Genomic DNA, 13577 nt, shown 5'->3' with positions numbered 1-13577 from the left:
AAAAAAGGCAATTCTCCTGACAAGGTGAACTGCCTTTATTTTTTAGTGTCGCAGCTTTTTGGTAAACATTCGGCATTCAGCGATCAGAGCCAGTAAATTTGGATCACGTTCTTTACTTTTTAAAAATACCAAGCCAATCTCTTGCTTAATTTTATAAGAAGTGTGTAGTGGGATAAGTTTGACGGAACTTTCATAAATGGTAGAAATACGTCCTGGCAATAAAGCAAACCCAACCCCCGAGCTGACCATACTAATCAAGGTGAATATATCACTGACTTCTAAGAAAACTTTTGGGTCAATTCCTGCTTTCTCAAAAATAACATCACTATCACTGCGAGTAGCAAACCCTTTTGCTAAGGTCAAAAAAGTTTCATTTTTAAGAAGACTTAAATCAATTTCTGGATATTGGGCATAAGTTGAATTTTTATTGACTGCTAAAAAAATTTCATCTTCAAACATAGATAAATGTTCAAAAATTTGATCTTGCGTCGTCTCATTGAGTGCAACAATAATCGCATCCAGTTCGGTCGCCTTAAGTTTTTTAACCAAGTCACGATTAGAACTTAATAACAGTTGAATATCCAGTTCACCGCGACGTAGTTTTAAACCACTGATCACACTTGGTAAAGTATTGACTGTTAACGAGTAGAGCGAGCCTAGATTGAGTACTTTAGCAGCAAAGCCTGCTGCTTCACGAGTTTTATTTACTGTGATGACAATATCTTGCACAATTTTTTGTGCGTGTTCTTGTAAAACATAGGCACTTTTTAATGGAATAAGTAGACGCCCTTCATTTTTAAACAGAGGGCAATGCAATGCACTTTCTAAGGAATGTAGGGCTTTGTGTACACTGACATTACTGAGGTCCATTTCAGCAGCGGTCTTAGATAAACTACCACAACGCATAAAAGCGAGAAATATCTGGATTTTTTTTAAGGTTAACTCTTCATCAATTTTCATTTCACAAATCCATTTTTTATTGAATATTATAGATAAAATTGATTGTCAATGATGTGTTTGGTTATGACAAAAATACAAAAATTTATATGCTGATGGAACCACAACACTGAATACCCACTGATTTTTTAGACACCTTTTAGTTGTATATGTCTAGAATTTTGGAGTCTATTCAAAGGGTACTTTTACGTGAAAATTACATACCCAAATAGTATATAAGTTCTCAATTAAATTTGTTATAAAGAATGATACAAAATTGATTTTGTACATTGTTTATAAATGGATACTACTCAATATTTTAAATAAAAGAGATTGGCGCATAATTTGCTAATTAAAACAAATATTGAGTGTTAGCTAGGTGAAAAGAATATGTTATCACTAAGCCAAGAGATGGATCTAAATCACTATTCCCGTCAGGCAGAATTTGCACACAGTTTAATGTCCTCAATATGTGGGGAGCACCATTTAGATACATGTGGTCGAAATGTCTTAGATTTTCATTATGAAGGGATTCGATTACCCCACAAGCGTATGGCAATCGGTAAGGTCAGTTATGGCGCAAATGTACTCATTAACACGTCTAATTTAAGAGCATATAGTATTAGTTTACCGATCCAAGGTAAGCAGACTTTAGCCATAAATGGTACCAATTATATTTCTAGTACCGATAAAGGGCTAATTTTATCTAATGCAGATTTACAAGATTTAGCGATTGATAAAGATTGTAAAAAATATCAAGTGGTTATTCCTGAGAAAAGTATGCAGAAGGTGTTAGGCGAATTACTACGACAGCCTGTTGAAGAGCCCGTGGTTTTCAATCCTGAAATGAGTTTGAATATTGATCAGGGGATCGGGATGTGGTGGCAAAATATTGATCATTTTTTGTTGCTTCGATCTCAATACAAAAGTATGCAGGGCTTACAACTTTGGTCAGAGGATTATGAAAATTTCCTGATTAAAGCTTTATTACTCTCGCAAGAAAATAATTATTCGAGCTTGTTAAGATCCTTATCTGATCAACAAGCGCCAGAATACTTACGTAAGGTGTGCGACTATATTCAGAAGTATGCCCATGAAGAGATTCGTGCAGAAGATCTGCTAAGATTAGCTGGCGTATCAAAGTCTAAATTATATGCTGAATTTCAACAGTATTATGGAACAAGTCCTTTGACTTTTTTACGTAGATATCGTTTACAACAAGTTTATAAGACTTTAAGTACCTCTATGGATAAACATATCTCCATTTCAAAATTAGCTTTTGATTGGGGATTTAATCACTTGGGCCGTTTTTCACATGAATATCGTGAAGAATTTGGAGAGAATCCAAGTGAAACTAAGAATCGAGTAAAAATATAATTTGTTAATATATTCGTGCTTTTAAACTGATTTTATCCAAAATTTAAAAGCGCTAATAAACTACTTTAATCTCTTACTTAAAGTACGAGTCGTTGATTATTTTAAAATGGAATTAATCAGCATTCTTTACAAACTGGTGCTTTAATCATTCTTTTTAAACTTGTCATATCGAGAAGCAATTTTTCTCTATAGATCAGATGCTGATCTAACAAATTAACAACAACCTATACTCGCCATCCTTTTCAATGGGCGCTCGATGAACGCAAGGTAAAACCTGTTGTGTTGGATGATCTACTGCTAAGCGCCAAAGATGTCCTGATCCTAAGTTTACAGGTTCTGAGTCGGGTTTTGGCTGGTAATGCAGATCAAAAAAATACTCTTGCAGAAAGGTTTCAAATTCTGCTTCAGGACCGTCATGTAATGCTTTAAGCTTTTCTCTGATTTCTGGAATTAAAATCTTTTGTTCTACTTGATCATTGGAGATGATGTCACTGGCAGTGCCATGATAGGTACATAAAAAAGTATCTGTTTCAATGGGCGAACGATCAACATGAAACGAATACACATCTGTAGAAATGAAATCCAGATCTTGGTCCTGTTCATAATGTTTAAGTAAATTCAGTGAAGGCGATGCGCCGAAATCAGTTAGAAGCTGTATATCCCTTAAGATGATATCTCTTGCTAGAATGCCTTTTTCTGAAAGTTGTAATGCTAAAAGATCTTCAGTAGAAACTTCGGTAATATTTTCTTTTAATTCAAGTTTAGACACAATTTCTTTAAAATTACCCAGCAAATCTCTGTTCCAACAAATAGCATTTATCTCGCCTTGAAATGTCGTATTTATAAGTTCTGAAAAAGTCGTTACTACACGAACTTGATTGTTGTCAGAAAATGCAGGCTGCATATTAGAATTTAATAAATCAGAAACCATGTCTAATATATTCACTCAGCTTGGTAGAATCAGCTTTATAGAAGTTGGGACGAATCACACAGAAGCGTGCATTACATGTAGCGTTAGACATAGCTTACTGAACAACAGGGTATTGTTGCAATGTATTGCTAAGTGAGATGGTTTTAATAATGAGTTCTATTGAGAAGTTTTGCAAAATTGCAGATTTATTTATTTAACTATGGCTTTCTGATCTGGTGAGCAAAATCTTGTTTAAGATAATGTTGTTCAGAATAGTAGATGACAAGATATTTATAAAAAGTGACAATCAGCTTCTATCATAAGTCCTTATTAAAACCATAATTCAACATAAAAGCCCTCTCATCCTCGTCTCAGCCCAAAGGTAATTTCAATATCAAAACGATTCGCTCAATATGCTCATTTTTTGATTTATGAAAAAGATCTAATGATTTCTAAAATAAATTTTATGCAATGAATTTGCATCTTTCATAGTATTCCGCACTGATTGGATAATCCTCGCAGATTTTGGACAGACGTTAAATACCTTTCACAGACATGATAACGCTAACGGTTAGGTCTGGAATGGATGAAATGTCAGGTCAATATATTGAAGTAAAAACACAAACAGGGAAGTCATTTGCTGGGTATTTGGCAAGTGCAGAAGGCGGAAAAGGGCCTGGAATTGTACTGTGTCAGGAAATTTTTGGTGTGAATGCAGCAATGCGTATCAAGGCTGATTTTTTGGCTGAGGAAGGCTATACCGTATTGGTTCCAGATTTATTCTGGCGTACTGCACCCCGCATTGAACTGGGTTATACCGAGCAAGATTTTCAAAAAGCCTTCGAGCTTTATCAACACTATGATGAAGATCAAGGTGTCGAAGATATTCAAGATAGCTTGAATTTTCTCAAAACTTTAGAGAGTTGCGATGCCAGTGCAGGCTTAGGTGTCGTGGGATATTGTCTGGGTGGAAAACTGGCGTATCTGGCAGGTTGTCGTATTCCTGAAGTGGCCTGTGCTGTGGGTTATTACGGGGTAGGAATCGAGAAGACACTCGATGAACTTGAAAATGCCAAAGGGCGAGTAGTTTTACATATTGCTGCATTAGACAAGTTTACACCGCCAGAGGCACGCCAAAAGATTCTGGATGCTACCGCCCAATATAGCAATGTTCAGGCTTATGTCTATGAGGGTGTAGATCATGCCTTTGCCCGACCAAATAGCGAACATTATCACAAACCCTCCGCACGTTTTGCTCATGAACGCAGTATTACCGCACTGCATCAAAGTATCGGACCAGTTTATGATTTGGTTGCACTTTGGGAAGCGCATATCCGTTATGAATTTGATACACGCGATGTACCTGCCACTATGGCAACCATGGTGGCGCAACCCTATGTCAATCATATTCCAACATTGACAGGTGGTGTGGGATATAGCCAACTTGCCCGCTTCTATCAATATCACTTCGTTCATCAAAATCCTAAAGATATGAAGATCACGTCGATCTCACGCACTGTTGGTTCAACACAGGTGGTGGATGAATTCATTATGAGTTTTACCCATGACAGTGAAATTGACTGGTTACTGCCGGGTGTCGCGCCAACAGAAAAGTATGTTGAGATTCCTATGCTGGGTGTGATCCAGTTCCGTGGCCCAAAACTATGCCATGAACATATCTACTGGGATCAGGCATCCGTTCTGGTTCAAATTGGATTACTCAATCCTAAAGGGCTACCTGTTGCTGGTGTAGAAACTGCTCAAAAACTACTGGATGAAGATTTGCCATCCAATACCCTCATGCCATCTTGGTCAAGCAGCGAAGGCAAATCGTTTTAACTATCTAGGAGTGGAATATGGATATTCAATTGAATCAGAAAATCGCTGTGGTCAGTGGTGGCGCCACCCTGATTGGTCAGGCCGTGGTTCAAGCATTGGTCGATGCAGGCGCAAAAGTCATTATTCTGGATATTGACCAACAAGGGCAGCAAGTGGCGGATGCCATGCATGGGCAGGCGCAATTTATTCAAACTGATTTAAGCAGTGATGTGGCGATTGTAAACGCAGTAAAAACAATTCACGACAGCTTTGGCAAAGTTGATTATTTGGTCAATCTGGCCTGTACCTATCTGGATGATGGCTTTAAATCCTCACGTGAAGACTGGCTACAAGCATTGAATATTAATCTGCTTTCAGCAGTCGAACTGACCCGTGCGTTTTATCAAGATTTAAAAACCAAGCATGGTGCGATTGTCAATTTCACCTCGATCTCCGCCAAATTTGCGCAAACAGGGCGCTGGCTTTATCCCGTTTCAAAAGCAGCGATGCGACAACTTACCCAGTCCATGGCGATGGATTTTGCAGCAGATGGGGTTCGGGTTAATTCGGTATCACCTGGTTGGACATGGTCACGGGTGATTGCTGAAGTCAGTGGCAATAACCGAAGCAAAGCTGATGCCGTAGCAGCTGACTACCACTTGCTGGGACGTCTAGGTCATCCCGAAGAAGTGGCCAATGTGGTGCTGTTTTTACTCTCGCCAGCCGCAAGTTTTGTGACAGGCGCAGATTATTCCGTCGATGGTGGTTACTCCGTTATGGGGCCTGAAGGGAATCAACCTGCTATTCCACGTTTAGCCGATGACGCGTGATAGCAAATCAAACATTTAAAACACTCAATGAATTAAAAAATATGGGAGAACCATGATGCGTCGTATCGCTATAGTAGGAGCTGGTCAATCTGGATTGCAGCTCGGTTTAGGATTATTAGACACAGGTTATGAGGTGACGATTGTCACCAACCGTACTGGTGATGAAATTCGTCAGGGCAAAGTCATGTCAAGTCAGTGTATGTTTCACACAGCCTTGCAAACAGAGCGTGATGTTGGACTTAATTTTTGGGAAGAGCAATGTCCAGCGGTGGAAGGGATTGGATTTACACTGGTCAACCCAGAAACAAAACAGCCTGCCTTTGCATGGAGTGCGCGATTGGAGCGTTATGCACAATCGGTAGATCAGCGCGTCAAGATGCCGTACTGGATGGAAATGTTTGAGCATCGTGGTGGTCAGTTGATTATTCAAGATGTTGGGATAGAGGAACTGGAACAGCTCACTGCTGAATATGAGCTGGTCTTACTGGCCGCAGGTAAGGGGGAAGTAGTTAAACAGTTCGAGCGTGATGAAGCGCGTAGTTGTTTTGATAAGCCACAACGCGCGCTTGCCTTGACCTATGTGACAGGTATGAAGCAAATGTCGCCGTATTCACGTGTGACTTTTAACGTAATTCCAGAAGTTGGTGAATATTTCTGTTTTCCTGCGCTTACAGTTACAGGTGCTTGTGAAATTATGGTGTTTGAAGGCATTCCCGGTGGGCCGATGGATTGCTGGCAAGATGCAAAAACACCAGAACAGCATTTGCAAATGAGTAAAGATATTTTAAACAAATATGTGCCTTGGGAAGCAGCACGTTGTGAAAATATTGAATTAACCGACGCTGGTGGCTATCTGTCTGGACGTTTTCCACCGGGAGTGCGTAAACCGATATTAACCCTGCCATCTGGTCGTAAAGTTTTTGGTATGGCCGATGCGTTAGTGGTGAACGACCCAATCACTGGGCAAGGTTCAAACAATGCCGCCAAGTGTAGCAAAATTTATTTCGATGCCATTTTAGCGCATGACAATCAAACATTTACAGATGAATGGATGCAACAGACATTTGAACGTTATTGGGCATATGCCGAAAAAGTCGTGGCTTGGACCAACAGTTTATTGTTGCCACCACAACCGCACATGATTGAGCTTTTGGCGGCGGCTGAGCAGAACCATGCCATTGCTTCGAGTATTGCCAATAATTTTGATAATCCACGCAATTTTGCCCCATGGTGGTTTGATCCAGAACAGGCGCAGCGTTTTATCGAATCGAAAAGCTGTCAAAAAGTGGCTTAACAGGGAAGCAAAGTCAAAGGTGAATGTTATGAATATCAACACATCGCATGAACTGGATTTAAAACCGATTGATACGGAAAATCCAAGAGAAATCCGCAACCTGTTAGGGCAGTTCGCTACAGGGGTTACGGTGATTACAACCCGTGGACGAGATGGACGAAAGATTGGGATGACAGCCAACTCATTTTCTTCACTATCACTCGATCCTCCGCTGATTTTATGGAGTTTGTCAAAGACTGCACCAAGTTTATTAGATTTTACTGAGGCCGAATATTTTGCAATTCATATGCTGGCACAAGAACATCACTCACTTTCAGGGCATTTTTCCCGTGGTTCAGAGGATAAGTTTGCCAACATTGCACATCGTGAGTGTGAGCGCGGTTTACCGTTACTAGAAGATGTATTGGCAACATTGGTATGTAAAAACGTAAATCAATATGAAGGGGGGGATCATCTGATTTTTATTGGTCAGATTGAACATTATCAACATCGTATTGGTGAGCCTTTGGTGTTTCATGCGGGCAAGTATCGTATTGCTGCAGCGCATCCAGAACTGAGTATTTAACAGCAACAATCACGATCAATTTTGATCGTGATTTTTTTCGGGGATCGAAAATGAAAAATAATGTGATCAAAAGAGGTTTTCTTGCTGGAACAGTGGTCTTAACAGCGGTTGCAGCACAGGCATATGACTTGCCGACGGTGAATCTGGGCATGACCAGTTTTCTGGATGGTGGACTGCCTGCTGGGCCGGGATGGTATTCTCAAACTTATCTGCAAAATTATGATTCGAACAAGTTAAAAGACAATCAAGCTCATCGGTTAGCTTTACCCAAGACCGACTTAAATTTTCAAGTCATTGTTGAACAAGTTAGTTATCTGTCCGATGTGCGTGTAGGTGAACACGCATCGTTAGGATTGAATTTGCTGATTCCATTTGTCAGCAAAATGGATATGGAGGATGGTTTAAATAATGCTGCGATTAAAGCCCAAGGGGGTTTTGGTGATCTGATGATTGGGCCATTTATCCAGTTTGACCCAGTCATGGGCAAAGATGGTCCTAAATTTGTACAACGTTTTGAATTTCAGGTCAATTTACCGACAGGGAAATATGATCAGAATAAAAATATTAATCCGGGCAATAATGCTGTCTCATTTGATCCATACTGGGCAGCAACTTATTGGTTTAATCCAAAGTGGACGGTTTCTACACGTCTGCACTATTTGTACAATTTTAAAAATGATGATCCAAATTATAGCTTCGGTCTTGCAGATGATATTCAGGCAGGGCAAGCGATCCATGCCAATTTTGCAACAGACTATGCGCTTACACCACAATTACGCTTAGGGATCAATGGTTACTGGCTCAAGCAAATTACTGACACGGAAGTAGAGGGTGAAAAATTAACAGGCACACGTGAACAAGTGTGGGCGATTGGACCGGGGGCGATGTATAGCTTTTCTAAACATGATCATATCGTGACAAATGCCTATTTTGAACAGGATGCAAAAAATCGTCCTGAAGGAACTCGTTTGCAATTACGTTATATTCATCACTTCTGATGTGAAACGCTATGGCAATATCCTGACAGATATACTTGACCTATTTAGATACGTCTAAATAGGTTTTTAACTTTTTATATTCAATAAAATCTCTTTAACTAAATCTCATCGGTTGCTTAAGAATATGGCTTAAACCTGAGATCTTGCTGTTCAAGGGTGCTACGGCGTGTACAAGAGGGTAATTCACCATAACGACGTTTATATTCCTGAGAAAAACGCCCAAGATGACTAAAGCCCCATTTAAACGCGACATCTGTGACTGAGACATGCTCATTTTGTAGGAGTTCCATATGCGCTTGTTCAAAACGCAATTCTTTTAAGTATGACATTGGAGTGGTGTTTAAAAAGCTTTTAAATCCTGCAAATAATGTACGTACGCTTACGCCTGCCTGTTCAGCCAATTGTTCAATGGTTAAATTTGCGTGTAGATTTTCACGCATATAGGCTTCAGTACGTTTGACAAAATAAGGTGAAATGGCTTTTTCTCTGTACTGATCGATTTGATGCAATAAGCTGTTGGGTTGGCCGTAAATCAGGGCATTGAATAGACTGGATTCAAACTGCTTAAATGCCATTGGGTGATGTAAGGGATGTTGTTCACAAGCAAGTGCATCCATCAATGTACGCATCAATTGGAAAAAATAAGCACCGCCTTGGGTAGAAAGATCAAGCTTGGGTTCAAAAATAGGAGGGTGCTGCTGTGCGTCTGGAAGATGCTGGCGGCAGTGCTGTAAAAGGTCATCTTTATCAATTTTGAGAATCAGCTGTGGGGAGTTGGCATGCCAGCGCATTTTTAGCGATTGTTCGGGTGAAATTAGAGAGGCAACTTTCGGATAAGAAATAAATTTTTGTTGATTCATTTCAATTTCTGCATATCCCTGTGTTGGGATTTGAATCAGATAAAATTTTTCTAAATGGTCAGGTTCAATATAGACATCGGCTCTGTATTCAAGACGACTGATGGATAATCGTCCTGCTTTAAGATGGTGCATGGATGAGTGAAAATCATGTTGCTGTTGTACGATTTTTAATAGATGTGGTTTGAAGATTTGCCCAACACTTTTGCAGGTTTCGCCCAAGTCTTGATGGTGAAAGACTAAGTTTTGTGATGAAAAAATGGGGCATTGCTGTAAATGACGTCCATTGAATTCCATAGTAGGATCGACCTGACTCATAAATATTCCTTTTGGCTGGCTTGTTTATTACAGCTAATCTTTATGTCACATGATGACCTGATTAAAAATGCACTAAACAATACTTAAAACTTTAAGTGGCTGGCAGTGATATAAAAAGTTAAGCAAAAAATAGACCAAGTAAAATACCTCGATACAACATATTTTTAGTCTAGTTTGGCGTGATCAAATCAATAAAAACGTCATAGTATTTTTAAAAAAATAAAGGATAGCATTGATCATGCTTTGTACTCTTTATATGATCCTATTCCTTAAGATCTATCTCTATGTATAGCAAATCTGACTAAAATGATCAATTTGTTTTTGGTTGTTTTTATTAACTTAACTCATTGAATAATATAATTATATTAAAAATCCTCATATTATTGAAAATATCAGGATATCACCAAACTGAAATATTCAGACCACGTAGAAAAAATATCCAAATTCCATCAATAAATCATTCTATGATTTCGCTATTTAATAAGGTTTGTTGCCCAATTAAGATTTGAATCATCTTGAGCTTAACCCTGCGTTGAGTTGGTGTCATATCTTAAGATATGACACGCATTTTGTTGTTAAAACTAAGTTCTAACCGTATTGCTCTGTAAGAATTTCTCACTGTAAATCGAACAATCTTCGATAGATTGCTCATCTAGCCAAGATTTGACGGCTTCGATCATTGGTGGCGGGCCACATAAGTACATATCAAAGCGTTGTTGTTGAAGTTGTTGTTTATCCAGATGTTGATGGATATAACCTGATTTTCCTTGCCATCGTTCTGAGGCGCTTGAAATGATCGGATAATAACTAAAGTCTTTGATCTTTTCTGCATAGGCGATCAAACGCTTTTGTTCACATAGATCGGCTTCTGTATTGACACCATAATACAGTTGCACTGAGGGTTGATTTGGTTGATCCGCAATATTATCGAGCATACCTAAAAAAGCCGATAAGCCTGTACCACCTGCAATAAAGATCAGAGGGCGTTCAGCTTCACGTAGGTAAAAACTACCTAAAGGTGCTTCCATCATCAGGCTTTGTCCGATCTGACAACGTTCTCTGAGATAATTACTCATTACACCATCTGGCAGCAGACGAATTAAAAACTGAAGTTGATTGTTGGCATTGGGACGATTGGCAAATGAATAAGAACGCCAATCGTCAGTCTCTGGAATTTGTAAATGTGCGTATTGACCCGGTAAGAAATTCAGTTCTTTGTCAAAACTACTGGCATCCAGATGCAAGATCGCGGTGGTTTCTGAAACCAATTCAACAGCAGTAACCACCGTGGTAATTTTTAAAGTTTCACCCGCATTACAGATTTCAGAACTATGATCGAAATAAAAAGCGGCATTAGACTTAACCCGTGTTTGGCAAGCTAGCATTTTACGTTCAGCCAAATCACGTTCGCTTAATGCATCCTCATCGACATATTCTTGTTCATAAATACCCGTTTCACATTTTCCCTGACAGGTTCCACAAACACCTTCGCGGCAGTCGAGCGGGAGGTGGATTCCTTGACGAACCGCTGCATCCAACAGTAATTCGTCTTCCTGTACCGCGATAAAAAATGTTCTACCATCGGCAAAGTTGAGTGCAACAGAATGACTCATTGTATTTCTCCTTAGACGTGATAGAAATCGAGAACCGAATCTATCTTGTCATTAAGCAATACGCTGTGTTGACGACGAATACGGAAGCTATCTTCAGTTGGACGGAGCAAATAAGTGGCATGACCATAAAAGCATCCTTCAAGGCCCTGACGATTATAAAGCGTGCGCCAACTTACCTTTGCCTCAACCAAACCATCTTCCTGAGTCTTTACTTGTACATTGTGAATATTATGTTGAGTGCGCGGTAAAGGCATTGCAGAAGCTGCTTTTCCAGTGCGGATACGGAACACACGATCTTCAAGTCCTGAACGATCGGGGTAATAAATATAGGACAAGCCTTGATTGGGATCTTGAACGTAGTGATGGTCATCAATCCATTGTGGGATATGATATTCGCTGTCTTCATCATAGAGTTCGAGGTAAGCATCCCAATCATAGCGATCACACAGTTCTGCCTTTTTATACAGGAATTGAGACACTGCAAAATGAAGTTCTAGAGACATGGTTACACCTCATCCATAACAGATTGATTTAAAAAAGTGACTTCTTGCATCTTAAGTGCTTTTTTATTGAGCCCATTGAGGAGCAGGCGTTGCCAGTGACCATGCTGGTTGACATATAGCCCTTCATGAGTAAATTCACGCCCTGTGATCACGGGTTCAATACCAAGATCTTGTGAATTTTGTGATGGGCCATAATTCCATTGGTGATAACCGCGTGAGATATCACTCCAGCGTTCTAAACGACCCTGAAAGCCTTTTTGTTGTTCGCGGAATTCCACTAGATCATCTGGCGTACCCAGTCCTGATACATTGAAAAAGTCTTCAAACTGACGAATACGGTTACGACGTGCCTCCGCTGATTCACCTTTGACACCAATACATTGGCTGATGACTTCGGTTTTATTCCACGCCACAGGACGGACAATACGCAGTTGTGAACTGATCTGATCCATAAAGAACAGGCTTGGATAAAGGTTGAGGTTACGTAAACGATGCATGGCCCATTTAGCGCGTTTTTCCCCAAACCTTTCCAGCAGATAAGGCATCACCATATCATAACCAGGACGTACCGCTGGATTTGGCATATCACTAAACAGCACACTATGTCCATTTTTAAAGCTAAACCAGCCATCATCTGTTTCGGCATCACCCGCACCTAATTTACTATAATCAAGTGTGTCAAGTTCACTGCCATTGGCTGCGTTAACTTGCTGGCGATGTTGAACGGTGGAAACATAGTTATAATGCACGGTACTAACATGATAGCCATCCAGACCATTTTCATTTTGTAGTTTCCAGTTACCTGCAAAAGTATAAGCAGATTTACCTTGTAATACTTCAAGCTCACCTGTTGGTGATTGATCAACCATCAAGTCAAGGAACACTTTAGTATCACCTAAAAAGTCTTCCAGTGAATCTGTGGCCTGAGTATCCAGACTGACAAAAACAAATCCACGATAGCTGGCAATACGGCCTTGTTTTAAACCACGGCTGGATTTATCAAAATCTTCACAATATTCATTTGGCGCTTTGACCTTAACCAAACGCCCATCCGACTTATAACACCAAGCATGAAACGGGCAGGTGAATACAGACTGATTGCCTTTGGCCACACGGGTCAAGGTTGCACCACGATGCTCACAGGCATTGACCATGGCATGTAGTTCGCCTTTACCATCACGGCTGATAATGATTGGTTGTCGGCCAATCTGTACTGTAATGAAATCATTGTTATTGGCAATTTCACTTTCATGGCAAGCATAAATCCAGACCTTTTCAAAAATGAGTTCCATTTCGAGATCAAATAGTTCTGGTTCGGTAAACATATCGCGAGCTATTCGATAAACACCATCATTTGGTCGAAAATCGATACAGCTGTGTACAAAATTTTGCCATTCGGCGAGGTTACGTGCAGTCATGGGCTCTTCCTCTATTCAATCAGTCCTTTGTTTGATTGAACCGCGATTTAAAGAAGGGCTCTATCCAGATTTTCCATGTGTTTATCCACTTTATGCAGATTAAATGTTTGGATACATTTTTGTGGAGGAGATTGCGACAG

12 protein-coding genes are annotated in these 13577 nt (G+C 39.9%); 6 read left to right on the top strand and 6 right to left on the bottom strand.

All coding sequences use genetic code 11. The features are described 5' to 3' along the window. Window positions 1-42: 42 nt before the first annotated feature. On the bottom strand, window positions 43-960 hold the full coding sequence (locus ACG916_RS17000) for a LysR family transcriptional regulator (protein ID WP_419328781.1): 918 nt from the start codon (window positions 958-960) through the stop codon (window positions 43-45). A gap of 366 nt (window positions 961-1326) precedes the next feature. On the opposite strand from ACG916_RS17000, the gene ACG916_RS16995 reads away from it, so the two are divergent. Further along, complete coding sequence (locus tag ACG916_RS16995; protein ID WP_419328779.1) at window positions 1327-2313, top strand: AraC family transcriptional regulator; 987 nt, start codon at window positions 1327-1329, stop codon at window positions 2311-2313. A 205-nt stretch (window positions 2314-2518) separates the two neighbouring features. Here ACG916_RS16995 and ACG916_RS16990 read toward each other — a convergent pair whose 3' ends face one another. After that, window positions 2519-3217, bottom strand: a complete 699-nt coding sequence (locus tag ACG916_RS16990) for a DUF1826 domain-containing protein (RefSeq protein WP_336954173.1) — start codon at window positions 3215-3217, stop codon at window positions 2519-2521. 597 nt (window positions 3218-3814) lie between these two features. On the opposite strand from ACG916_RS16990, the gene ACG916_RS16985 reads away from it, so the two are divergent. Genes ACG916_RS16985 through ACG916_RS16965 form a run of 5 tightly spaced genes read left to right on the top strand, consistent with a single transcriptional unit; the run spans window position 3815 to window position 8728 of the window. After that, a complete protein-coding gene (locus tag ACG916_RS16985) occupies window positions 3815-5062 on the top strand; it encodes a dienelactone hydrolase family protein (RefSeq protein ID WP_336954115.1) in 1248 nt (415 codons plus the stop codon). A 17-nt stretch (window positions 5063-5079) separates the two neighbouring features. Next, window positions 5080-5871 (top strand): SDR family oxidoreductase, encoded by a 792-nt coding sequence (locus ACG916_RS16980; protein ID WP_336954113.1) that lies wholly within the window; start codon window positions 5080-5082, stop codon window positions 5869-5871. A gap of 55 nt (window positions 5872-5926) precedes the next feature. Beyond that, on the top strand, window positions 5927-7165 hold the full coding sequence (locus ACG916_RS16975; RefSeq protein ID WP_419328810.1) for a styrene monooxygenase/indole monooxygenase family protein: 1239 nt from the start codon (window positions 5927-5929) through the stop codon (window positions 7163-7165). A gap of 28 nt (window positions 7166-7193) precedes the next feature. Next, window positions 7194-7730 (top strand): flavin reductase family protein, encoded by a 537-nt coding sequence (locus ACG916_RS16970; RefSeq protein WP_419328777.1) that lies wholly within the window; start codon window positions 7194-7196, stop codon window positions 7728-7730. A 50-nt stretch (window positions 7731-7780) separates the two neighbouring features. Then, window positions 7781-8728, top strand: coding sequence for a SphA family protein (locus tag ACG916_RS16965; protein ID WP_336954111.1), 948 nt, complete (start codon window positions 7781-7783; stop codon window positions 8726-8728). A gap of 116 nt (window positions 8729-8844) precedes the next feature. Here the strand turns inward: ACG916_RS16965 and ACG916_RS16960 are convergent, their stop codons facing one another. The 4 genes from ACG916_RS16960 to antA all read right to left on the bottom strand — a co-directional run bounded on the left by ACG916_RS16960 (window position 8845) and on the right by antA (window position 13437). Then, window positions 8845-9903 carry an AraC family transcriptional regulator gene (locus tag ACG916_RS16960; protein ID WP_419328775.1) on the bottom strand — a complete coding sequence of 353 codons (1059 nt, stop codon included), beginning with the start codon at window positions 9901-9903 and terminating at the stop codon, window positions 8845-8847. 581 nt (window positions 9904-10484) lie between these two features. Further along, the gene (antC, locus tag ACG916_RS16955) at window positions 10485-11516 is read right to left on the bottom strand and encodes an anthranilate 1,2-dioxygenase electron transfer component AntC (RefSeq protein WP_419328773.1); all 1032 of its coding nucleotides are present in this window, start codon (window positions 11514-11516) and stop codon (window positions 10485-10487) included. 11 nt (window positions 11517-11527) lie between these two features. After that, window positions 11528-12019, bottom strand: a complete 492-nt coding sequence (gene antB / locus ACG916_RS16950) for an anthranilate 1,2-dioxygenase small subunit (RefSeq protein WP_336954107.1) — start codon at window positions 12017-12019, stop codon at window positions 11528-11530. A gap of 2 nt (window positions 12020-12021) precedes the next feature. Then, a complete protein-coding gene (gene antA, locus ACG916_RS16945) occupies window positions 12022-13437 on the bottom strand; it encodes an anthranilate 1,2-dioxygenase large subunit (protein ID WP_419328771.1) in 1416 nt (471 codons plus the stop codon). Window positions 13438-13577 lie beyond the last annotated feature (140 nt).

This window comes from Acinetobacter legionensis, from assembly GCF_048552295.1.
In the GTDB taxonomy this organism is placed as follows: Bacteria; Pseudomonadota; Gammaproteobacteria; order Pseudomonadales; family Moraxellaceae; genus Acinetobacter.
The sequence above is the reverse complement of the archived record's forward strand: the minus strand, read 5'-3'. Positions and strand labels throughout refer to the sequence as shown.